At 71.4% G+C, this 24,124-nt stretch carries 11 protein-coding genes; 4 read left to right on the forward strand and 7 right to left on the reverse strand.

What is annotated here, in order from left to right; translation table 11 throughout:
- Positions 1–83: 83 nt before the first annotated feature.
- Genes QZW52_RS03570 through QZW52_RS03580 form a run of 3 tightly spaced genes read right to left on the reverse strand, consistent with a single transcriptional unit; the run spans position 84 to position 11,622 of the window.
- A complete protein-coding gene (locus QZW52_RS03570) occupies positions 84–1,169 on the reverse strand; it encodes an OmpA family protein (RefSeq protein ID WP_293995362.1) in 1,086 nt (361 codons plus the stop codon).
- Positions 1,166–4,453: a TonB-dependent receptor gene (locus QZW52_RS03575; RefSeq protein WP_293995365.1), complete on the reverse strand. Its 3,288-nt coding sequence runs from the start codon at positions 4,451–4,453 to the stop codon at positions 1,166–1,168. The genes QZW52_RS03570 and QZW52_RS03575 overlap by 4 nt, the downstream gene beginning before the upstream one ends.
- Positions 4,450–11,622, reverse strand: coding sequence for an SdrD B-like domain-containing protein (locus tag QZW52_RS03580; protein WP_293995367.1), 7,173 nt, complete (start codon positions 11,620–11,622; stop codon positions 4,450–4,452). Before QZW52_RS03580 ends, QZW52_RS03575 begins: the two co-directional genes overlap by 4 nt.
- A gap of 374 nt (positions 11,623–11,996) precedes the next feature.
- Between QZW52_RS03580 and QZW52_RS03585 the strand changes: the two genes are divergently transcribed.
- The gene (locus QZW52_RS03585) at positions 11,997–14,372 is read left to right on the forward strand and encodes a UvrD-helicase domain-containing protein (protein ID WP_293995370.1); all 2,376 of its coding nucleotides are present in this window, start codon (positions 11,997–11,999) and stop codon (positions 14,370–14,372) included.
- Positions 14,373–14,389: 17 nt separating this feature from the next.
- On the opposite strand, the gene QZW52_RS03590 is transcribed toward QZW52_RS03585, so the two are convergent.
- From QZW52_RS03590 to QZW52_RS03605, 4 genes are read right to left on the reverse strand one after another with little or no spacing between them, the layout of a single operon-like run.
- Complete coding sequence (locus QZW52_RS03590) at positions 14,390–14,647, reverse strand: hypothetical protein (RefSeq protein ID WP_293995373.1); 258 nt, start codon at positions 14,645–14,647, stop codon at positions 14,390–14,392.
- A 57-nt stretch (positions 14,648–14,704) separates the two neighbouring features.
- Positions 14,705–15,451, reverse strand: coding sequence for a hypothetical protein (locus QZW52_RS03595; RefSeq protein ID WP_293995376.1), 747 nt, complete (start codon positions 15,449–15,451; stop codon positions 14,705–14,707).
- 1 nt (position 15,452) lies between these two features.
- Positions 15,453–16,895 carry an alkaline phosphatase gene (locus tag QZW52_RS03600; protein ID WP_434738264.1) on the reverse strand — a complete coding sequence of 481 codons (1,443 nt, stop codon included), beginning with the start codon at positions 16,893–16,895 and terminating at the stop codon, positions 15,453–15,455.
- A 35-nt stretch (positions 16,896–16,930) separates the two neighbouring features.
- A complete protein-coding gene (locus QZW52_RS03605) occupies positions 16,931–18,415 on the reverse strand; it encodes an alkaline phosphatase (protein WP_293995378.1) in 1,485 nt (494 codons plus the stop codon).
- Positions 18,416–18,585: 170 nt separating this feature from the next.
- Here QZW52_RS03605 and QZW52_RS03610 point away from each other — a divergent pair, with 170 nt between their 5' ends.
- The 3 genes from QZW52_RS03610 to QZW52_RS03620 all read left to right on the forward strand — a co-directional run bounded on the left by QZW52_RS03610 (position 18,586) and on the right by QZW52_RS03620 (position 24,098).
- Positions 18,586–20,037 carry an efflux RND transporter periplasmic adaptor subunit gene (locus QZW52_RS03610; protein WP_293995381.1) on the forward strand — a complete coding sequence of 484 codons (1,452 nt, stop codon included), beginning with the start codon at positions 18,586–18,588 and terminating at the stop codon, positions 20,035–20,037.
- A 17-nt stretch (positions 20,038–20,054) separates the two neighbouring features.
- On the forward strand, positions 20,055–22,229 hold the full coding sequence (locus QZW52_RS03615) for a PqqD family peptide modification chaperone (protein WP_293995383.1): 2,175 nt from the start codon (positions 20,055–20,057) through the stop codon (positions 22,227–22,229).
- 183 nt (positions 22,230–22,412) lie between these two features.
- Complete coding sequence (locus QZW52_RS03620) at positions 22,413–24,098, forward strand: preprotein translocase subunit SecA (protein WP_293995411.1); 1,686 nt, start codon at positions 22,413–22,415, stop codon at positions 24,096–24,098.
- Positions 24,099–24,124 lie beyond the last annotated feature (26 nt).

Consider the following 24,124-nt stretch of genomic DNA (forward strand, 5'->3'; position numbering starts at 1 on the left):
CGCTCAAACCGCTGCCATCACGCCTCGAACAGGAACTCGATCGTTCTGAAGCATAACGGTTTTCCGGGCGCGGCCCGGCGGACTCAGCGCGGCACGCCGGTGATGCTGATCTCGACGCGGCGGTTCGGCTGCAGGCACTGGGCGAGTGCGGCTTGCGTGCGCTGCGCACAGGTGACGTGCGGCAGCGGCTCGCTGGCACCGCGGCCAGAGGCGAGCACATCGACCTGCACGCCCTGCTGCTGCAGATACGCCTTGACCGTGCTGGCACGGTCGCTGGACAGCTTGGCGTTGTAGACCTCGGTGCCGAGGCGGTCGGTGTGGCCCACCAGCTCCAGCCGGTCCACGCGGGCATAGACCCGGTCGAGGCGGGCGACGAGCTGGTCGAGCTGGCCGCGGCCTTCCGGCAGCAGGTCGTTCAGACCACGGCGGTCGAAGGCAAACAGCACATTCGCACTGAGCACGATCCGCTCGTGGACCACCGGCGGCGAGGACACCACCACCGGTGCGGGCGGTGGCGTCTCCACCGGCTTGGCCGCCACGGGCACGGCCGGCGCCGGCACGGCCACGGGCAACGCCGGACAAGCCTCGGCCGCCAAGCGGGCATCACCGATCAGGTCTTCGGCGATCTGCACATACGGCTTGGCGTGGCGCCAGCCCTGCTGGCGGTGCTCGTTGCCGGCGTGGACGAGTTCAACCTCGCCGCAGGCCACCAGCTTCTCGGCGCAGCGCCAGCCCGGGTGGGTCTTGAGTGCCGCGGCCTGCGCCCACAGGTCGTCGCGCAGCTTGAGCGCACCGTTGACCAGCGGCGTCTGCTGCGCGGGATTCTCGGCCGCACCGGGCGCGCCGCCGCGGGCGAGGTAGTCGGTGATCTGGCGCGAGGCGTCGAGCGCGCCCTGCGGGAAAGCGGAGCGGTCGTTGCGCGTGTACTCGTGGAAGCTCACGTCGAGCCAGCACTGCGCCTTGGCGAGCGGGTAGCTGGCCAGGCGGTGGCGACCGGTGTCGTTGAGCGCCTGGACCGCGTCCTGCTGGACCTTGTAGCCACGGTGGTCGGCAGCGAGCGCGCCGTCGGTGGCCGCGTCGGCGTGGACCACAGGCACGGCCGCGAGCAGACCGAGGGCGAGCACAAGCGGGCGCAGTGCCATGCGCGGGGAGGAAGTGGTGTGGTTCATCGCGGCAGGCTGCGGTTGATGTCAGGGTTGCTGCCGGCCCAGAGGTCGGCGTCGAACTTGTAGCGCAGGCGCAGGTAGACGCCCCGGGCGGTGTAGTCGCTCGACAGGTCGCGGTCGCTGAAACCGGCCCAGTTGACGCCGGCCGACAGCCACAGGTTGGTGCTGACGAGGTAGCCGGCTTCCACGCCGATCGATTTCTGCAGCGCCGCGCCGGTCTGGCCGTCGGCCTTGCCGCGCATGACGCTGGCTTGCAGGCCGAGATCCCAGTGTTCGGTCACGTCGTAGACGAGACGCCCGCCCAGCAGCCACGCCTGGTAGCGGTCGTCGCCGCCACCTTGCGTGTTCGGGAAGCGTTCGCGCACGTCCTTGGCCGCCACGCGGCCCGAGGTCCACCAGACACGGCTCGGGTGCCAGTTGGCCTGCAGCGCGCCGACATGGACGCGCCGCGCCTCGTCGGTGGCGTTGATGTTGTCCTCGGTCTTGTACTCGTACTTGCCGAGCACATCGAGCCGGTTGTGGTCCACCGGGCGGTACGCGAAGCCGAGCTGCAAGCGGTCCTGCCAGCCGTCCGGGCGGGCGCCGTGGTTGTCGGTGGCGAGGTAGTAGTTGCGGGCCAGCGCGGTCCAGTCGCGGTCGAGCTTGCGCACCACGGTCAGCGTCGAGAGCCAGGAGTCCTGCGTCACGTTGGTGCCCACGGCATCCAGCCGGCGCCATTCCAGCCGGCCCGACGCCTTCCACCACTCGCTGGCGGTGTAGTCGGCGCCGAGGGCGGCGGCAGTGGCGTTCTGGCCGGTGCCGTCGAGGATCTTCAGCCGCTCCAGGCCGGTGGTGAGCGCCAGCCCTTCGCGGACGTGCCAGACGTTGCGCACGCCGGTCGCCACCTGCGAGGCCCGGCCGTCGGTGGCGTCGCGCAGCCGGTATTCGCTGAAGACGTTGCCGCCCTCCATGTAGCTGCCGTCGATGCCCAGCGCGATGGCGTTGCTGTGGGCGGCGCTGTCGAGCGCGTACTGCGACGACAGGCCGGTCTGCGATTCGCCGCGCAGGTACAGCCGCGTGCGCTCGGCGAGCTGGTAGCTGGCGCCGAGTTCGACGCGGTGGCGGCTGTCGCCGGTCACGTCGGCCTCGGCCAGCGCGCGCAGCGTGAGCCGGTCGCTGGCCTTGAACGCGGCGCTGACGAAGGCGGTGGTGGCCTCCAGATCGGGCACGGTGCCGGGGGCGGCGCCGGTGGTGGCGAGTGCGTTGTTGAGGTTGAACAGCGTGCTGCTGCCCGCGCCGCTGAAGCCGCCTTCCGAGCCGGGCGTGAAGTAGCTGCCCGCGCTCGGGTTGGCGCCCAGCGTGGCGAGCGCGCCGCGGATCCGGCCGCGTTCCTCGATGCGGCGCAGACCGCCACCCAGCGTCAGCGCCGGCGTCACCGCCACTTCGGCGCCGACGGTCAGGCCGGTGCGGCGGGCGTCGTTGCCGGTGTCGTCGGTGCGCTGGGCATCGGCTTTCAGCGTCACGGTGCCGGTCGCCTTGAGCGCGGCCGAGGCGCCGATCTGCTGGCTGCCGGGCTGCACGCCGGCCGCCGTGTTGGCGAAGCCGGCGCCCGTGCGGCTGGCGTAGACCTTGGCGGTGAGCGTGTCGCTGCGGTGGGCCAGCTCGACGCGGCCCGCGCGGCCGATCGTGGTGTCGCCCCCCGGCAGCGGCGTGTTGCCCAGGCCCGTCACCGTCGGGCGCAGGGCGGCAAGGTCGGCGTCGGTGAAGGCCAGTTCGGCGACGAGGCTGGTCTGCTCGCTGAGCTTGACGCCGGTGTTGACGCTGGCCAGGCGGAAGCGGGCGTTCGGGTTGCGGTCTTCCACGGCGCTGCCGCCGACGGTGACGCGCTCGCCCAGGTTGGCCTGCGCATCCCCGCCCAGCAGCCAGAACGCCTCGCCCCCCTGGTCGATCTCGTAGCCGATGCGCAGCGAGAGGGGGTTGCCGTCGGCATCCTGGCTCGGCACCGGGCGGGTCAGCAAGATGCGCCCGCTGAACGGCTCGAAGCTGTAGTCGTTGAGCCGCACCAGCGTCGTCACCGACAGCACGGTGTCGCGGTGGTTCCGGTCGCGCACGACGAGCTGCACCTGCTCGCTGTTCTCCAATGCCTGCGTGCCGCTGACGGCGAAGGGGCCGCTGGTGCCATTGGCCTGGATCTCCTCGACGACGTGGCGCAGCGTGTCGCGGCTGGCGTAGGCGTTGGCGACACCGGTCGGCGTTTCCCAGTGGCCGCGCACGCCGGTCATCACCCGGTGGTAGGCGCCGAGCTGGCGCATCCGGGTGCCCGCCACGAGGCCGCCACCGGCCGCGGCCGTGTAGGCGTCACCGGTCGAGAAGTCGCCGTAGAGCAGGAAGTGGCGGTCCTTGTCGAGCCGCACGAAGAGCCTGGACGCACTCTTCGCCTCGAAGCCCTTGACGCTGGCGTCGCCGTAGACGGGGTAGAACTCCTCCGGCCGGATGTCGCCGAGCAGGCGGGCGCGGGTGTCCTTGTCGCTGTCATAGGCCATCGTCAGCAGCATGTCGCCGCGGATCTTGCCCTTCAGGAACAGCGCAGCCCGCGCCGCCGCCACGCCGCGGCCATGGTCGAAGCCGCGGCTCCACTGGCGCAATTCGGACTCGAAGCCGTCGTCCACGCGGGCCGGGGCGATGGCGCTGTCGTAGCGGCGGCGGGTGCTGCCGATCACGCCCTCGACCAGGCCGGCGGCGATCATCTCGCGCAGGTCGGGTGCGAAGGCAATCAGGCCGGACACCTCCGCTTCGCCCGCCGTGAGGCGAAGCGGCACGTCCTCGGGCTGGCTCGGGGCAATCAACTGGAAGGTGGCCTGACCGCCGAGCACCTTCAACTGGGTGCCGGGCACACGGCGGTCGGCGTCCTTGCGGCTGGGGCCGAACTCGTCGGTCGGGTTGCCGGGGAGCTGCAGCCGCGCCGTGCCACCGTGCTCGATGGTGAGCAGCACGGCGTCCCGCAGCGGCTGGCCGTCGCGGTCGAACACGGACACGGTGACGCTGACCGGCGTGACCCCGTCGGCGGGGCCGCCTGCGCCCTGCACTTCGACCCGGATCTGGCCGACGCGGGCATTGGCGGCGTACTGGCCATCGAGCACCACGGCCGGTGCGGTCGATGGAGCAACGGCCTGGAACAGCGGCTGGTAGCGGGAGGCATCGCCCGGTTCGGCGCGGGCGGCACCGGCACCAAGCAGCACCACCGCCGCCGCAACCGCGTGGAGGGCGTGGAAGGCACGGGTCTGAACTGGCATCGTGGTCGGTCTCATTGCGCGGCTCCTGCGCCTGTGGCGGTGGAGTCGCTGTCGGGCTGCCGTGGCTGGACGGTGCCGCCACGCTGGCGGGCGCTGTCGGTGGCCTGGGCGGGTGCGGTGACGGACTTGCCGTCGAAGCGCAGCACCTGGCCACGCCGTTCGGTCTCGGCCGACTGGGTTTCACCGCGGGCGCGGCGGGCCTTGACCTGCTCCAGCACCCGGTTCGAGCAACTGCCCTCGACCACGTCGGCCCGGTGCAGCTCGCCGTTCTTCAGGTCGAGGAACAGGCTGCCCGCGTCGCCCGCGTTGCGGCTGGACGTGGTGGTCAGGCGGCTGCCGCGTGGCAGGGTCGTCTGGTCCACCACCATCACCTGCGTGCGCGGCGCGAGTCCGCAGAGGCTGTACTTGCCCTCCACGTCGCTGATGAGGCTGGTGCCGTCGGTGAGGTACATCCGCACCCCCGGGATGCCGAGTTCTTCCCCGTCCTGCACATGGTTGTGGTTGCAATCGACGAACACCTTGCCGACCACGCAGGCGTCGGCCGCGAACACGCCGCCCGTGACCCGCACGCGGAACTGGCTGACGTTGGAGCACAGCGCATCGGGCGTCGTGCCGCAGGTGGCGCCGGGAGTGCCGGTGGCCTGCGCGCTGTTGATGCCGGTGCCTTGCTGCGCACCGACACCGACGCGGACACGGTAGGTCAGCGTCGCCGTGCTGCCCCCGGCCAGCGTGCCGAGCGAGAAGCGCAGCGCCGGGCCGGGCTTGCCGACCGGATCGGCGATGCTGGCCCCGTTGACCTGTGCCGTGCCGTCGATGTAGCGGAAGCCGGCCGGCAGCGTGTCCACCACCTCCAGCACCGGCAGCAGCGCGCGCCCGCTGTCCGACCGCTTGACGACCACGGTGTAGCGCACCGAGTCGCCGAGTTCGGCCTGTGCCCGGTCGCCGGTCTTGATGACCAGCAGCGCGGGTGCGATGGACGAGTCGAGCGGGATGTGGTTGTTCACCACGTCCGGACCGGCGGCGGGGTCGAGCCGCAGCGACGTGTACCAGGGCGTCGGCTCGGTGCCGGTGGGCGCGGCGTTCTGCGCTTGCACCGTGCAGATGCCACCCACCGCGCCGTTGGTGCAGCCGATCGGCGGGGTCAGCGTGCCGGTGTCGGCCGGCAGGGTCTTGCTGACCACGTAGTCGCTCGTCGGGAGGATGCGCAACTGGTAAGCCGCTGCGCCGGGGCAGCCCGCCGGGACCGGGTTGTTCAGCAAGAAGCTGTAGGCCCCCGCCAACGTGCCAGCCGACGGCGTGAGCACGCTGTTGGCGCCGCCCACCAGGCAGCCCGCCGGCACCGCCACACCCGCCGCGTCCAGCAGCTCGACCCGGATGCCACCGACCGGAGCACGGGTGTCGGTGCCGTAGACGATGCCGCTCGGGTCCAGCGGCAGGCTCTGGTTGATGCGGGCCCGCTGGCCGGACGGCACGGTGAGATTGCGGATCACGCCGCTCGCCACCACGCCGGTGCCACTGGTGGCGGTCGGGTCATTGCCGCCGGCCGGGTCGTTCGAGATGGGCCGGCCGTAGTAGGCGCCACTGACCGGGTCGCGGAAACGCACCGAGAACCCGCTGCCCGGCACGAGGCCGTCCACGCGGTAGTCGCCCAGCGCGTCGGTGGTGGCGGTGCCGGCGAGGATGCCGCTGGCGTCCAGCACTTCGACGGCCATGCCCGCCACGCCCGCCTCGCCGCCCGCTTGCACGCGGTCGTGGTTGGTATCGCGCCAGACGCGGCCCGAGACGGCGCCAGCCTGCTGGACGGGGGTGGGGTCGCTGCCCGTGTTGTTGGTGCTGGTGCCGCCCACGCCGGACTCGCCGCCGCCACTGATGCGGACGTTGTTGACCAGCGCCGTGCCGGCCGCGACCGAGCACAGCCCATTGGCATCCGGCGTGGCGCAGGCGCCGGCCGCGACGTTCACGACCAGCGTGATCGGCGCCGCCGTGGCACCCGTGGCGACCACCGCGCTCGACGTGCAGGTGGCGGTGCTGGCGCCGACCACGGTCGTGCTGCAGTCCCAGCCGGTGCCGGTGGGCACGGCAGCGACCACCATGCCTGCAGGCAGCGTGTCCACCACCGTGTACGGCAGGCTGGTCGCGAAACCCCCGGTGTTGCGGGCAGTGATGGTGTAGGTGCCGGTGTGGCGCTCGGTGAAGATGGCCGGGCTGTGGGTCTTGCCGACCTGCAGATCCGGCTCGCCCAGCACGTTGACCGCCACCGTGGCCGTGTCGCAGGCCGCCGGGGTGGTGGCCGGGTTGGCACAGATCCGGTAGGTCAGCGTGTAGGCACCCGGCGCCGTGTTGGCGGGCACGGCGAGGCGGCCTTGCGCATCGACCGTGGCGCCCGTCAGGCCGCCCAGGTTGGTGAGCGTGACCGTGACCTGGGTGGAGACGACGGGCGATCCGCCGAGGGTGTCGTTGCCGAACAGGGGGATGCTGCCGCCCGTGGCCGGGACGGTGACGGGACCATCGTTGACGGCGTCGATCACCGGCAGCGTGGCCGTGGTGCTGTTGTTGCCACCGGAGCCGGTTCCGCCCTGGGTGTCGTTGGTGGCGCCGGTCAGTCCGGTGAGCGCAACCACGCCATTGGCGGGGGCCGTGGCAGTGATGGCGCAGACGATGGCGCTGCCCGCCGGCAGGTTCGCCACCGGCAGCGTGACCGCCACGCCGCCGACCGTGCAGACACCCACCACAGCGCCCGTGGCGGCACAGGTGGCCTGGGTCGCCGCGGTCGGGCCGTTGTTGGTGCAGGTCAGCGTGCCGGCGACGGAGCTGCCGGGGGAGACGGCACCGGGCAGGCCCGAGAAGGTCGGCACCATGTCCGCGCCCTGCACCGTGACGAGCACGTTCGCCTGGTCGCACACCGTCGGTGCGCCGACCGCGCAGAGCTGGTAGGTCAGCGTGTAGCTGCCCGGTGCGGCACCCGCGGGAACGACGAGTTCGCCGGTCGCGGCGTCCACGGTCGCGCCGATCAGGCTGCTGGTGTCGATCAGCGTCGGCACCACCTGCGCCACACCGACGGCACTGCCGCCGAGCGTGTCGTTGCCATACAGCGGCACGCGTGCGCCGGTGCTCGGCACCGTGGCCGGGCCGTCATTGACGGCGTCGATCAGGGTGGCGGTGCTGCTGACGCTGTTGTTGCCGCCGGAGGTCAGGCCGCCGTTGCTGTCGTTGGTGGCACCCGTGGTGCCGGTGAAGACCACCGCGGTGGTGCTTTCACGGCCACCGCCCAGCGTGCCGGGTGCCGTGTAGTCGAAGGTGCAGGCGATGGCCGCACCGGCGGCGATGGTGCTGCCGCTGGCCGGCGCGCACTGGAGGTTGGTGACAGTGCCGACCGAGGCGCTCGGCTGGCACAGCGCGCCGGTCGCCGCCGCCACGCCGGTCGCATTGCGGCAGGTCAGCCCGAGTCCGGACACCTGCTGGCCCGGCCGCACCACCGTCGGCAGGCCGGAGAAGCCCGGGACCATGTCGGACGAGTTCACCGTGACGGTGAGCGTGGCGGTGTCGCAGGACGCGGTGTCCGGCGTCGGTGCGCAGACCTGGTAGACGACGGTGCAGGCACCGCTGGCCGGCATGTCGTAGGTGGCGGTGCCGGTCGGGGCCATGCTGGCGAAGGCACAGGTGCCGCCGGTGCGGGTGAAGGTGCTGCCGACCGGGTACTGGTCGTTGGTGGCCACGTTGGTGGTCTGGCTGGTCAGGCCGGCCGGGTGGACATCGGTGTCGTCAAGGGCGTCGATCAGCGTGGCCGAGACCAGCGTCAGGTTGTTGCCGTTGGCGCTGGTGCCGCCGTTGCTGTCGTTGGCCGCACCGGTCTGGCCGCGGAAGACCACGGCGGTGGTCGGCTCGTCGGCGCCGCCGCGGGTGCCGGGTGCCGTGTACGAGAAGGTGCAGGCGATGGGGGCGCCGGCGGCGAGGTCCGCGCCGGGCGTGGGGGTGCAGACGAGGTCGGCGACGGTGCCGACCGAGGCGCTAGGCACGCAGGTGGGTGACGTGGCAGGGGCGCCACCGGCGGCGTTGGTGCAGGTCAGCGCGAGTCCGGTGTACCGCTGGCCGGGGCCGACGACACGCGGCACGCCGCTGAACACCGGTGACAGGTCGGCTGCGCCGGCCGTGACGGTGAGGGTGGCGAAGTCGCAGGTGGTCGCCTCGGGAGCCGGGGCGCAGAGCTGGTAGGTGACGGTGCAGGTGCCGCTGGCCGGCACGTCGTAGGTCGCCACGCCGGTCGCGCCCACGCTGGCGTTGGCGCAGGTGCCGCCCGTGCCGGTGAAGGTGCTGCCGACCGGATACTGGTCGTTCGGGGCCAGCGGCGTGGTGCGGCCGGTGCTGCCGCCGGGCTGGCCGACGCTGTCGTCCACGGCGTCGATGACCGTGGCCGGCGACTGGACGACGTTGTTGGCCGCGTTGGTGTCGTTGGTGGCGCCGGTCGTGCCGGTGAAGACCACCGAGAGCGTCGGTTCGTCTGTGCCGCCCTGGACGCCGGGGGCCGTGTAGCTGAAGGTGCAGGCAATGGCCGCACTGGGGGCAACCGTTGCGCCCGCCGCCGGGCTGCACACGACGGCGGACACCGTGCCGGCGCTGGCCGTCGGTGCGCAGGTGGCGGCCGTGGCGGCACCCGTGGCGGACACGTTGGTGCAGGTCAGGCCCAGACCGGTGAGAGCTTGGCCGGGGCGCAACGTGCTGGGCAGACCGCGGAAGGTGGCGGCCATGTCGGCGACGGTGGCCGTGACGGTGAGCGTGGCGGTGTCACAGGCGGTCGAGTTCGGCGCCGGGGCACAGACCTGGTAGGGCACGGTGCAGGTACCGCTGACCGGCACGTCGTAGGTGGCCAGACCGGTGTTGCCCACGCTGGCGTTGGCGCAGGTGCCGCCCGTGCGCAAGGTGAAGAGGCTGCCGACCGGGAACTGGTCGTTGGCGTCGAGCGCGAAGGTCTGGCCGGTCAGGCCACCAGCGCGGGTGGTGGCGTCGTCGAGCGCGTCGATGACGACAGCGGCGGCCGTGACGAGGTTGTTGCCGCCCGTGGTCACGCCGCCGTTGAGGTCATTGGTGGCGCCGGTCGTGCCGGTGAAGGTGATGGCGGTGGTCGGCTCGTCGGTGCCACCCTGGACGCCAGGGGCCTGGTAGGAGAAGGTGCAGGTCTGCACGGCCCCGCTGGCGACATCCGCGCCGACCAGCGGCGTGCAGACGGTGTTGCTGACCGTGCCGGCGCTGGCCGTCGGCTGGCAGAGCGTGCCACGGGCGGTGGCTGCGCTCGCACCGCCGGCGACGTTGGTGCAGTTCAGCGTCAGGCCGGTGTAGAGCTGGCCGGGGTGGACGACGCCCGGCAGTGCGCCGAAGGTCGGCACCATGTCGGCGCCGGGGCCGACGACGATGGTGGCGGTGGCGGTGTCGCAGACGGCCGGCACGGGCGCCGGGTTGGCACAGAGCTGGTAGCCGAGGGTGTAGGTGCCGGGCAGCGTCGCGGCACTGGTGCTGAAGACGCGGCTGGTGATGTCGAAGGCCGAACCCGGCGTCGCGGGGCTGGTCACGGTCAGCGTCACGTTGCTGGGGCTGGCCGCCGTGGTGCCGTCGCTGGTGTCGTTGGCCAGCACGGACAGCGCAGCCGCCGTGCCATACGGCGTGGTGGTGGATTCATCCAGCGCGTCGAGCAGCGACACCGAGGCCGTGGTGGTGTTGTTGGCGGGGGCCGCGTCGTTGGTGGCGCCGGTGGTGCCGGTGAACAGCACGGCAGTTTCGGGCGTGTCGCTGCCACCTGGGGTGCCGGGTGCGGCGTAGTTGAAGGTGCAGACCATGCCGGTGCCGGCGGCCACGGCGCTGCCGGTGGCGGGCGAGCAGTTCACGGCGCTGACCGTGCCGGCCGAGGCGGTCGGGGCGCAGGTGGCCGCCAGTGCGGCGGCGCCGCCGGGCGCGTTCGAACAGGTCAGGGTCAGGCCGGTGTAGCTGCCGCCCGGACTCAGGCGCACTGGCAGGTTGCCGAACAGCGGCACCATGTCCGCCGTCGTCGGCACCGTCACCGTGAGCGAGCCGGCGGCCGGGTTGTTGCCGGCAGTCTGGACGGCGCCGCCGTTGGTGTCGTTGAGCGCACCGGTGCCGCCGACCAGGTTCCAGAGGCCACCGGTGGGGGGCTTGAAGGTGACGCTGCAGGTGCGTGTGCCCTGGTTGGCGAGCAGGCCGGACAGGGTGCCGCAGCCCGTGCGAACCGCATCGGCGGGGAGCGCGCTGGTGATGTCGCAGGACGGGTTGATGGCCTGGTCGGGTCCGTTGTTGGTGCAGGTGAGGGAGCAGGTGGTCGTGCTGCCGGCGGCCACCGTGCCGGGCGTGCAGGTGATCGGGCCGGGGACCATGTCGGCGTCCGGCACACCGCCAGCGATGCCGTACTGGCGGAACGGCTCGCGCACCGAACCAGGGCCCGCCGGCGACACTTCGAGACCGAAGGCAAAGTCGATGTTGCCGACCGTGCCGGTATAGATGGCCGTGGCGGCCACGTTCGGCGTGGTGTTCAGCAGCGAATAGAAGACGTAGTTGCCCACCCCGCCATAGCTGGGGTCGTCGCAGCCGACCACGCCGCCCACGGTACAGATCTTGGGGGAATAGGCCACACCGCCGGCAGTGAGCGCCACCGTCGGTTCGAGCTGCGGGCCGATGTCGAAGTTGGACGTGGGCGTGATGATCTCGAACCGCTCGCGGTAGCCGCCACTGGTGGCGCTCTGCATCCCGTCGGTGTCCAGGCTGGTGAAGTACACCGGGCCGGGCAGCGGGCTGTCGAGGGTGGTGTTCGGGGTGACGAAGCGCAGGCGGAAGGTCACCTGCGATTTGGCGCCGGGGGTCAGGTTGGTGCCAACCTTGCCGTCGATGTAGGACGTGCCGCCCGACGCCGCGCCCGTGGCGGCGGCGTAGACGGTGGCGCCGTTGGTGGTCGAGATGACCTCCAGCAGGATGTCGCGGGGGTTGGCACCGGTCACGGCGTTGCTGAAGCGGGTGAGTCCGCCGACGGCCGTGCAGGGGACCGCACTGATGCAGCTCGCCACCGACCAGTTGAACGACGCGGCATGGGCTGCCGGTACCAGCGATCCACACAGCCATCCGCACAGCAGGAGCGCCCTGGCCGCCCCTCGGTGCAGGCGTGCCAGAAGGGCGAACAGGGTCAAGAGACAGCGAGCACCAGCGGTGTACGAGGACATATCCAGCCTTGATTTTCTTGTTGGGCGAGCAGGTGTGCAGGCCGCTGAAATGGCCGTGACGGACTCATGGAGCGAGCCACCCGGAACGTTTTTCAGCGCCGCAAAGGCTAACCTGAGGCGGTACCACAACCTACCAACCCAATAACTTTCGGTCAGATTTCGTCTAGTAAATCACGACGCAAAGTGGGCTTTTTGAAAGGTATCGTGACAATCATTTCATATTTACGACTTAAATGGCGCCCATTTTGGTTGGATACCACCCTGAATCAGCAAAATCGAAACTTTGTCTTCTGACAGGCGCAATGACTGAGCCAGCCGCAGGGCGCACGTAGAATTTCCGCATGCCAGACACCCTGCTCCCCCACGACCCCACCGCGCCGGTGTCGTCCCGCCTGCTCGCCAACCTCAACCCCGAACAGCTCGCCGCGGTCACGCTGCCGCCCGAGCCGGGACTCATCCTGGCGGGCGCCGGATCGGGCAAGACCCGCGTGCTGACGACCCGCATCGCGTGGCTGCTGCAGACGGGTCAGGTCTCGCCGGCCGGGCTGATGGCGGTGACGTTCACGAACAAGGCCGCCAAGGAGATGCTGACCCGGCTCGGCGCGATGCTGCCGTTCAACGTGCGCGGCATGTGGATCGGCACCTTCCACGGGCTGTGCAACCGCTTCCTGCGCGCCCACTGGAAACAGGCCGGCCTGCCGCAAAGCTTCCAGATCCTCGACACCGCCGACTCGCTCGGCGCCGTCAAGCGCATCCTCAAGGCGATGAAGCTCGACGAGGAACGCTTTGTCCCGAAGCAGGTGGCGTGGTTCATCGCCGGCGCCAAGGAAGAAGGCAAGCGCCCGAAGGACGTGGACGTTCACGACCCGCACAGCCAGAAGCTCGCCGAGATCTACCAGGCCTACGAAGACCAGTGCCAGCGCGAGGGCGTGGTGGACTTCGCCGAGCTGATGCTGCGCAGTTACGAGCTGATGCGCGACGATGCCGGCCTGCGCGAGCACTATCGGCGGCGTTTTCAGCACATCCTCGTCGATGAGTTCCAGGACACGAACCGGCTGCAGTACGCCTGGCTGAAGATGTTCGCGGGCGATCCGGCGCAGGGGGACGTGCCGTGCGCGGTGTTCGCGGTGGGCGACGACGACCAGAGCATCTACGCCTTCCGCGGTGCGCGGGTCGGCAACATGGCGGACTTCGAGCGCGAGTACCGCGTCGCCAAGCTGATCAAGCTGGAGCGCAACTACCGCAGCTTCGGCAACATCCTCGACTCGGCCAACGCGCTGATCTCGCGCAACACCGGGCGGCTGGGCAAGAACCTGCGCACCGAGGCGGGGCCGGGCGAGCCGGTGCGGGTCTATGAAGCCACCAGTGACTTCGCCGAGGCGGCGTGGCTGCTGGAGGAGCTGCAGCAGTTGCACCGCGGCGGCATGAACCGCTCGGAATGCGCCCTGCTCTACCGCAGCAACGCGCAGTCGCGGGTGCTGGAGTCGGCGCTGTTCAACGCGGGCGTGCCGTACCGGGTGTATGGCGGGCTGCGATTTTTCGAGCGGGCCGAGGTGAAGCACGCGCTGGCCTACCTGCGGCTGATCGAGAACCCGAACGACGACACCAGCTTCCTGCGCGTCGTCAATTTCCCCGCCCGCGGCATCGGCACGCGCTCGGTCGAGCAGTTGCAGGAAGTCGCCCGCAGCAGCGGACGCAGCCTCTACCAGGCGGTCAGCGGGTTGACCGGCGCGGCGGGCGTGAAGATCGCCGGGTTCAGCCGCCTGATCGACGGGCTGCGCGCGACCACCCAGGGCCACACGCTGCGGGTCATCATCGAGCAGGTGCTCGCCACGAGCGGGCTGGTGGACTTCTACCGCACCGAGAAGGAAGGCCAGGACCGCATCGAGAACCTGGAGGAACTCGTCAACGCGGCGGAAGCGTTCGTGACGATCGAGGGGTTTGGCAAGGACGCGGTGGCGCTGCCGGTGGACGAGATGGGGCAGACGGCGGCCGAGTTGCTGCCGGACGCGGAGACGGGCGAGATCCTGTCACCGCTGGCCGCCTTCCTGACCCACGCCGCGCTCGAAGCCGGCGACAACCAGGCGCAGGCCGGCCAGGACGCCGTGCAGATGATGACCGTCCACGCCGCCAAGGGGCTGGAGTTCGACGCGGTGTTCATCACCGGGCTGGAGGAAGGGCTGTTCCCGCACGAGAACGCCGCCACCGAAGCCGACGGGCTGGAGGAAGAGCGCCGCTTGATGTACGTCGCCATCACCCGCGCCCGCCAGCGGCTCTACATCAGCCACAGCCAGACGCGGATGCTGCACGGCCAGACGCGCTACAACGTGAAAAGCCGCTTCCTGGACGAGCTGCCCGAGGAGGCGCTGAAGTGGCTCACGCCGAAGCGGCAGAGCTTCGGGTCCGGGTCGGGCAGCGGGTTCGGCAGTGGATTTGGCGGTGGCTACGGCAGCACACCCAAGCCCGCGTGGACCCCCGCCCCGGCGCCGCCACCGGCCTGGGCCGCGCCGGTGCCGGCCGCGATGGTGCGCAGCGCGGCCGACTCCGCCGGGCATGGCCTGCGGGTGAAGCAGGCGGTGTTCCACAACAAGTTCGGCGAGGGCGTGGTCCTGGCGCTCGAAGGCAAGGGGCCGGACGCCCGCGCCCAGGTCAGCTTCGGCCGCCACGGCACCAAGTGGCTGGCACTCAGCGTGGCGAAGCTGACGCCGATCGACTGAGACCGGCACTGCGCTGCCTATTTGGCAGCGTCTTCGGCCGCGGGGGTCACGGCGTCGATGGTCTTCTCGATCACCTTGCCCGTGACCTTCACGCCGGTAGAGACGACAGCGCCGGCCACCGAGATCGCGGCACCGGCCGTGGCACCCGCGACAGCAACCACGCCACAGCCGCTCAAGCCCAGACTGACGACCACCGCCGCAACGCCCAGCACGGGACGGACGGTGGCATGGCGCGGGAACGACACCGCACGGGAAACACGAGCAACAGCGGACATGGTCGCCTTTGGATGGGATGGGATGGGATGGCAGGACAGACTGCCATTGTCCACAATTCAATCCATGAACTCGTCGTAGTGCCTGGGGGCATAGCCGGACAGCGCCAGCCACGGCACCGTGCTGCCCGTGCCCCCCGTACCCACGGGCAGCAGCCGCACCGACACCTTGCGCACCACGGTCCCGTCGTCGCGCTGCGATTCGACCCGCAGGGCGAGCTGCGACGCCTCCGACCACAGCACGCGGTGCGACCAGCCCTGGTTGCGCTCTCCGTACCACTGCCCCTGTGCGTCCGGGCGGCCCTGCGGCTTCATCGCCTTGACCACCGCAGGCGGCACGACGGTCGCCGCCGCGTCATACCGGCCATCGAACGAGACGGAGCCGAACTCCGCCGCCGGCACGGCCACGATGACCTTGTTCTCCCGATCGACCAGCTTCAGCTCCGGCAAGCCCTTGGCATCGAGCCGCAGCCAGCGGGCGGAGGTGTCGGCGTTGAGGTGCTTGTGGCCGTGGTGCTCGGCGGCGGTTTCATGGGCGTGGAGGTGTTCGGCACTGGGGGGGAGTACCCGCTCGGTCCAGACCTGGTCCCCGCGCCGCACCAGCCGCTCCTGCCACGTCTCGATCCGTGTCACGCCCGACGCCAGCACCTGCCGGGTTTCGTAAGACACCAGCGCGTCCACGTCCGCCCAGGCTTTGCCCGTCACTGCCGAGGCCGCCGCAGCGACCACCGCCGGACCCGCCGCCGAGGCCAGCCCGACCGCGAACAGCCCCGCCACCCCCAGCGTCCAACGCACGGCGGTGGCCATCTCAATACCCCGCCGCCGACTTCACCAGGTTGAACACCCGCGTGTTGTCGATCGTGCCCTTGAAGGTCTTGGACGCCACGCCCGCACCGGTGGCGAACAGCATCACGTCGCCGCCACCGTGGGTTTCGGAACCAGCAGCACCGCGGCGGATCGCCACCTCCTGCAGGTAGTCCTTGCCCGCGACCACGGTCGCATCGAGGTTGCTGCGCACATCGGCCCGGTTGGAGCCGTTGCCGAACACCAGCGTCGTGTAGCTGACCCCGTTGGCATCGGTGCTGGGCAGGCCGGTGGCGTAGCTGATGTTCAGGCCGAGGATGTCGGTGCCGCGCTTGCCGTAGCCGTTGAAGGCCATCGTGTGGTCGTGGTCGGCGGTGACGACGATCAGCGTTTCCTTCAGCTCGGGATCAAAGGTTTTCACCTTGTCGATCGCGGCCTGGATCGCGTCGTCGAACGCCTTGGTGTCGGCCAGGGCGCGGGCGGCGTTGCTGCCGTGCAGGGCGTGGTCGATGCGACCGCCTTCGACCATCAGGAAGAAGCCCTTGCTGTTCTTCGAGAGGATGTCGAGCGCCTTGGTCGTCATCTGGGTCAGGCTCGGCTCCTTGGTGGCGTCGCGGTCGAGGTCGTAGGACATGTGGCCCTGCGACAGCGCCTGGTCGTACAGGCCGATGAGCTTGGTGCCGGCCACGACCGGCGCAGCGGTCAGGCTGGGCAGGTCGTTGACGAAGGTGTAGCCCTTGCCCTGCAGCTCCGCCACGAGGTCGCGTCCGTCCGGCCGGCCGCGCGGCGTCGTGGCGGCGTTGTACGGGCGCCAGTAGTAGCTGATGCCGCCCATGAGCACATCCACGCCGCCGCCGAGCGCACTGTTGAAGCCCGTGCCGCCGGGGACGGCCTGGCGGGCGATGTCGTACTCGGCGTCGCGGTGGCAGACGTGGGCGTAGGTCGCGGCCGGCGTGGCGTGCGTCAGGCGGGCGGTGGTCACGGTGCCGGTGGCCTTGCCCTGCTTGATCGCCAGTTCGAGCAGCGTGGTGGACGCCAGCCCGTTGCCGGTGGACGGGCAGTTGTTGACCGCGCTGGCCACCTTGGTGGTGGCGTCCGCGGTCGGCTTGTAGGCCAACGCCTGCGTCGCGCCATTCATCGAGATGACGTCGTTGCGCATCTTCACGCCGGTCATGTAGGCGGCCATCGACGGTGCGCTGTCGGTGGTCTGCGCGTCGAGCGAGTAGGTGCGGACGCGGGCGGTGTACGGCAGCTTGTCCATCGCGAGCGAGCCTTCTTCCTTGACGTACTTCAGGCGGGTGGCGGTCGTCGTGACCGGCCCCATGCCATCGCCCAGGAAGAAGATGACGTTCTTGGCCTCGCCAGCGGCGAAGGCCGCGGGCGTGAGGGCCACCGCGATGGCGGCGGCCAGGAGGCGGGGCGTGTGCTTGTGCATCAACGTGTGGATCATGGTCGGAACTCCTGAACGGGCGTGGGCGTGGCTCACAGGCCGATGGCCTGGCGGATGAGCGTGAACACGGCGGTGTTGTCGATGACGCCGTGGAACAGGTCGGCCCCGAGTCCGGTGGCGCCCAGGAACACATCCCCGCCACCGTGGGTCTCGCCGCCGATGCCGGTCTGGACCACGGCTTCCTGGTGGTAGTTCTTCGCCGACACCACGTCGTCGGTCAACGCCGTCATCGCGCTGCGGTTGCCAGCGACACGGTTCTCGCCGTTGCCGAAGACCAGCGTGGTGAAGGGCTTGCCGTCGGCATCGAGTGCCGGAGTGGTCGGCGCCGCGTAATCGCGCATGAGGCCGAGGATGCCGGGGTTGGTCGGCGTCGTCTTGCCGGTGAGCGCCGCGTAGCCGTTCATGACCATCGTGTGGTCGTGGTCGGCGGTGACGACGATCAGGGTGTTCTTCAGCGTCGGGTCGGTCTTCTTCACCAGGTCGAGCGCCGCCTTGATCGCGTCGTCGAACGCCTTTGCCTCGGCCAGCGCACGCGCCGCGTTGGTGCTGTGCAGGGCGTGGTCGATGCGCCCGCCCTCGACCATCAGGAAGTAGCCCTTGCTGCTCTTGCTGCTGTTGGCCAGCAGGTCGATGGCCTTGGTCGTCATCTCGGCCAGGCTCGGCTCCTTGGTGGCGTCGCGGTCGAGTTCGTAGGACATGTGGCCTTCGCTCTGCGCCTGGTCGAACAGGGCGATCAGGCGGCTGCCGGCGGCGGTCGGCGCGGCGAGGAAGCCGGTGCGGTCGCTGGCGTAGGTGTAGCCCTTGGCCTGCAGTTCCGCCACCAGATCGCGGCCATCCGGGCGGCCGGCCTTGTTGGTCGTGGCGTTGAACGGGCGCCAGTACTGGCTCATCCCGCCCATCAGCACATCGACGCCGCTGCCCAGCGCGTTGTTGAAGCCGGCGCCGCCGGGCACCGCCTGGCGGGCAATCTCGTATTCGGTGTTGCGGTGGCAGACGTGGGCGTAAGTGGCGGCCGGCGTGGCGTGCGTCAGGCGGGCGGTCGAAACCACCCCGGTGCCCATGCCCTTGGCGATCGCCAGCTCCAGCAGGGTCGTGGACGCCTTGCCGTTGCCCGTGGCGGCGCAGTTGTTGACGGCGCTGCCCACCCCGGTGGTGGCGTCCTTGCCCGGCGCGACGGCCAGCGTGTCGCCGTCCATGCCCAGCACTTCGTTGCGCGTCTTCACCCCCGTCATGTAAGCGGCCATCGACGGCGCGCTGTCCGTGACCTGCGCGTCCAGCGAGTAGGTCTTGACGAAGGCGGTTTCGGGCAGCTTGTCGATCTCCAGCTCGCCGTCCTCGCCCGCGGCGTAGATGCGGGCAGCGGTCATCGGCACCATGCCGTAGCCGTCGCCGAGGAAGAAGATGACGTTCTTGGGCGTCGCCACGGGGATGGGGTCCGTGACCAGCGCGCCATCCGATCCGCACCCGAGCAGGGTCAGTGAGGCGATCAGTGCGGTACCAAGGAATGACCGTTGCATTCGTTGCTCCTGTGTAAAGTGACAAATCGCACAGTAGCGACACCTTGTGACAGCCGTGTGGCACACCCCGCACGGCGCATCCCCTGCGCCGCGGTGCGGTTTCACGGCGAAACCAGGCAAGGCAGGCCCAATGTTGTGACGGAATTTGCACCTATAGAATGCAAATCGCGATGCTGCCCCCCCAAACCGAGTCCCCGCCGCGCCCCGGCACCGATGCCACGACCACGGACCGCCTGCCCGCACTGACCCAACTGGTCGGCTGGCAGGCCGCACTGATGTCGCAGGACACCCTCGGCCCGGCAGGAATACAACTTGTTTCAGATCTGGCCGCCAGTCTGGGCTGCACCCAGGTCGCGCTGGGCTGGTGGCAGCGCCAGCACAGCCGCTTGCTGGCGGTGTCCGCTCCCACGGCGCTGGGCGACGAAGCCGGCGCGCTGCGCACCGCCCGCGCCTTCGAGGCGGCCATGGACGAGTGCCTGGACCAGGACGTGCTGGTGCGGTTTCCGGAGCCGGCCGACGCCCCGCCCCGCATCACGCTGGCCCACGCCGCGCTGGTGCAGCCACCGGGCGGGGATCCGGTGGCCGTGGCCAGCCTGCCGCTGCACGCCCATGGCCGCGCCGTGGGCGCGCTGACCTTGTGCTGGAGCAACCCGCAGGCGCTCGCCCGCTTCGACCCCGACACCCTGCGCCACCAGCTCGCCTTGATGGTGCCGTGGCTGGACCTGCTGCACCGCCACGAACAGCCGCTGTGGCAACGGGCCGCACAGGGCGGGCGGCGGCGCTGGCGGCGGTCGTCCTGGCTGCGCGGCGGCGGGGGTGCGGGGCTGGCGGTGCTGGTGGCCGGCTGGCTGCTGTGGCCGGTGGCGCACGAACTCGGCGGCCGGGCACGCCTCGACGGCCAGCAAGAGCGCAGCCTCACCGCGCCGACCGATGGTTTCCTGCAAGCCGTCCACGCCCGGCCAGGCGACCGCGTGCGCGCCGGCCAGCCGCTGCTGGAGCTGGCGCCGCAAGACCTGGAGGTCGATGTCCACCGCCTGGAAAGCGAGATCGCCCAGCACCAGAACGCCTACATGGCCGCGCTGGCCCGCTCGGACCGCGCCCAGATGGGGCTGCACCTCGCCCGCAGCGACGAGGTCGGCGCGCAACTGCAGCTCGTCCGGCGCGAACTCGGCCGCACGCGCATCGCCGCGCCGATGGACGCGCTGGTGCTGGACGGCGACCTGACGCGCTCGGTGGGGATGCCGGTGCGGCGCGGCGACACGCTGATGCGGCTGACGCCGGACCACGCGCCGCGGGTGGTGGTCGAGATCGACGAGCGCGACATCGACGCCGTGCGGCCCGGACAGCCGGCGCGGCTGGCACTGTCGGCGCTGCCCTGGGACACGCTGGACTTGCAGGTGGAGCGGGTGCAGCCGGTGGCGCATGCGGTCGAAGGCGCGAACGTGTTCGAGGTCGAGGCCCGCCTGCAGCCCGGTGACGCGGCGGCGGCGCAGGCGTCCAGCCTGCGGCCCGGTCTGACCGGCGTGGCGCGCATCGAGGTCGGCCGGCAAAGCCGGCTGGTGACGCTGGGCACGCGGGCGGCGGACTGGCTGCGCCTGCAGTGGTGGCGCTGGAATGGCTGAGCGGAGGCGATGCTGCGATGACGCTCCCCCCCTCCGACGCGCTGCTGCATCCGCACTGGTACCGCGTCGCGCCGCTGAAACCCCGCCTGCGCGGCCACGTCCGCCTGCAGCGCCAGATCACCCGCGGCGAACGCTGGACGCTGCTCACCGACGGACCCACGCAGCGCACCCACCGGCTCGACGCTGCCGCCTGGGCGCTGATCGGCCGCTGCAACGGCGAGCGCACGGTGCAGCGGCTGTGGGAGACCTTGCTCGGTGAACAGGGCGATGACGCACCGACCCAGGGCGAGGTGATCGCGCTGCTGGCCCACCTGCAGCAGGCCGGGTTGCTGCAGGCGCCGATCGACACCGCGACCGGCGGCCCGTCCCACCCGGAACCCGGCTGGCAACCCTCTCGACCGCACCCGATGGTCAACGCCGCCAATCCGCTGTATTTCCAGGTGACGCTGGGCGATCCGTCCGCGCTGGTGCGGCGGCTGGAGCGGTGGCTGCATCCCGTGCTGCAGCCGGCCCTGCTGGTGCTCTGGGTGCTGGCGGTGGCCGCGGCCGGGCTGGCGGCGCTGGCCGACTGGCCGGCCCTGTCCGCCCATGCCAGCCACTGGCTGAGCAGCCCCCACCACCTCGGCCTGCTCTGGGCCGTCTACCCGGTGATGAAGCTGCTGCACGAGGCCGCCCACGCGCTGGCGCTCCACCGCTTCGGCGGCGAGGTGCGCGCCTTCGGGCTGACGCTGATGCTGTTCACGCCGGTGCCGCATGTGGACGCCCGCGCCGCCAGTGCCCTGGTCGGCCGGGGTCAGCGGCTGATCGTCAGCCTGGCGGGGATCATGGCCGAGCTGGCGATGGCCGCCGGCGCGCTCGTGGTCTGGCAACACACGCAGAACGGCCTGCTGCACGACCTCGCCTTCGTGGTGCTGTTCCTCGGCGCGGTGTCGAGCCTGCTGGTCAACGGCAACCCGCTGCTGCGCATGGACGGCTACCACGCGCTGTGCGACGCGCTGGACCTGCCGAATCTGGCGGCGCGCTCGCGGCGCTGGTGGCTGCGCGTGGGCAGCCGGGTGGTCAACGGGCCGGGACATGCCGCGACCGCCCCCGCCTGTGCGCCGGGCGAGCGTGGCTGGCTCATCGCCTATGCACCGCTGTCGTGGGGCTACCGCGCCGCACTGAGTCTGGCGGTCGTGCGCTGGCTGGGCGGTGTCCACGCCGGGCTGGGGCTGGCGGCAGCGGCAGTGCTGGGCGGTCTGGTGCTGGGTTTGCCGCTGGTGGCGCTGTGGCAGCAATTGAATGCGCCCCTGCTGGCGGCGTCGGTGCGGCGGGTGGCACTGTGGCGGGTGGCGGGGATCGCGTCGGTGCTGCTGGGGCTGTTCTTTTTCTGCCCGCTGCCGCACGCGACCACCGTGCAAGGCGTGGTCTGGCTGCCCGAGACCGCCTGGATCCGGCCGCAGACCGACGGCTTCGTCACCACCGCGCCCGAGCCGGCGCCGCGTCGCGTGGCAGCAGGCGACGTGGTGCTCCCCCTCGGCAACGACCGCCTCACCACCCGCCGCGCCGCGCTGGACGAGCAGCTCGCCGGGCTGGACGCCCGCCGCTTCGAAGCCATGGCCCGCGATCCAGGTCAGGCCGCCGCGCTGCAGCAGCAAGCCACCGCCCTGCGCGCCCAGCGCCAGCAGCTCGACGCGGAGATCACCGGACTCACCGTGCGCGCCCCGCTGGCCGGCACGCTGGTGCTCGACGACGCCACCCGGCTCGGCGGGCGCTGGCTGCACCGTGGCGACACGCTCGGCCACGTCCGCCCGGACGACAACCGCACGGTGCAGGTGGTCCTGCCGCACGGGGACGCGCTGCTGGTGCAAGACGCCCTGCAAGGCATCACCCTGCGCCGCAGCGACCGCCCCGCCGAGGCCCTCGCCGCCCGACTGCGCACCAGCACCCTGCCCTCGGCCACCCGGCACCTGCCCGCGCGCAGCCTGGGCGACACCGGCGGCGGCACCGTCGTCACCGACCCGGCCGATCCGCAAGGACTGACGAGCCGCGACCCGGTCTCGGTGCTCGAACTCGCCAGTGCGCAGCCGCTGGGCGAGCGGGTCGGCAGCCGCGTGTGGGTGCGCTTCGCGTTCGCGCCGCAGCCGGCGGCGTGGCAGGTGGGGCGCTGGCTGCGGCAGACCTTCCTCGGCCAGTTCGAGGCGCGCAACTGATGGGCACGGGCACGGGCATGGGCACAGGCACCGACAGCCCCCCGCTGCAAGCGCGCCTGGACGCCACCTGCGGCGACACGCTCGGTCTGCGGCCACGCCCCAACCAGTGGCAGGCCGCGCAGGCCATGGTCGCCGGCCGCCTCGCCGAACTCGGGCACCGACAGCCCCCCGCTGCAAGCGCGCCTGGACGCCACCTGCGGCGACACGCTCGGTCTGCGGCCACGCCCCAACCAGTGGCAGGCCGCGCAGGCCATGGTCGCCGGCCGCCTCGCCGAACTCGCCACGGGCGAAGGCAAGACACTGGCCCTGGCGCTGGCCGCCGCGCTGCTGGCCCTGCGCGGGCGCACCGTCCACCTGCTCACCGCCAACGACTACCTCGCCACGCGGGACGCCACCCACCTGCACGGCTGGTACGCCCGGCTCGGCCTGCGCGTGGCAGCCATCACCAGCGACCACAGCCCGGCCGAACGCGCCGCCGCCTACCGGGCCGACGTGGTGTACGTCAGTGCCCGCGAGCTGGTGTTCGACAGCCTGCGCGACCAGGTCGCCGGCCGCTCGGCGTGGTCGGCCTCGGCCCGCGACGCCGGCCTGAGCGAACACGCCCGCGCCCTGACCCAGACCCCGCCCGACGATGACCGCGCCACCGTGCCCGCCTTCGACGTGGCCCTGATCGACGAGGCGGACAGCATCCTGCTCGACGAGGCGGTGATGCCGCTGGTGCTGGCCCGCCCCGGCGAAGCGGGCGAGCGGCTGTCGCAGCTCGGCACGGCACTCGATCTGGCCGCGCAACTGCAGCCCGGCCGCGACTTCGAGCTGCAGCCCGTTGCCCGCGACGCCGCACTGACCTCCGCGGGCGCGCAGCGGCTGGACGCGCTCTGCGCCGACCGGTCGCGGCTGTGGCGCCACCGGATGCACCGGGAAGAGCTGGTGCGGCTGGCGCTGGTGGCCGCGCACCTGCTGCTGCCGCAGCGCGACTACCTGGTGCGGCAATCCCAGGTGCGCCTGATCGATCCGGTGACGGGGCGCATCGCCGCCGGACGGATGTGGTCGAACGGGCTGCACGAGCTGGTCTGCCTGAAAGAAGGCTGCCCGCCGCCGCCGCCCACCGAAACCGCCGCCCGCACCACCTACAGCCACTTCCTCACCCGCTACCGCCTGATCGGCGGCACCAGCGCGACGCTGCACGACCAGCGCCACGAATTGCGCCGCCTCTACGGCCTGCAGATCAGCCGTGTCCATGCCCACACCCCGCCCCAGCGCACCCGCGGTCCGAACCGCTGGTTCGCCGACGACGCCGCACGCGACCGGGCGGTGGTCGAGCGGGCGCTTGCGCTGGCCGACGAGGGGCGCCCGGTGCTGATCGGCACGGATGGGGTGCCGCAGTCGCTGCGGTTGATCGCGGCGTTCGAGGCCGCGTTTGCGGCGGGCGCGACCACGCGGTCGGTGCAATGCCTCGACGCCCGCCAGGATGCCCGCGAAGCCGCGTGCATCGCCGCCGCCGGCCAGCCCGGCTGCCTCACCGTGGCCACCCGCATGGCCGGCCGCGGCGTGGACATCCGGCTGCATCCGCAGGCGGTGCAGGCTGGCGGCTTGCATGTGCTGAGCTGCCAGGACAACCCGGCGCGGCGCCTCGACGAACAGCTCTTCGGCCGCAGCGCCCGCCAGGGCGATCCGGGCAGCGTCGAACACTGGCACGTCGGCCCCGCCCGCTCGCTCTACCGCATTCCTGCGCTCGGTGCCTGGCGCGATCTGGCGTGGCGGCTGCGCCAGCGCGCCCGCGAAGCGCAGGCCGCCGACGAACGCCGCCGGCTGCGCCTCGGCGACGCGCTGGTGCGCAACCGGCTGGACCCACTCGCGCCCGGTGGTTGAGCACCGGACACTTTCCACGCCCATGA

The organism is Sphaerotilus sp. (genome assembly GCF_013299175.1).
In the GTDB taxonomy this organism is placed as follows: Bacteria; Pseudomonadota; Gammaproteobacteria; order Burkholderiales; family Burkholderiaceae_C; genus Sphaerotilus.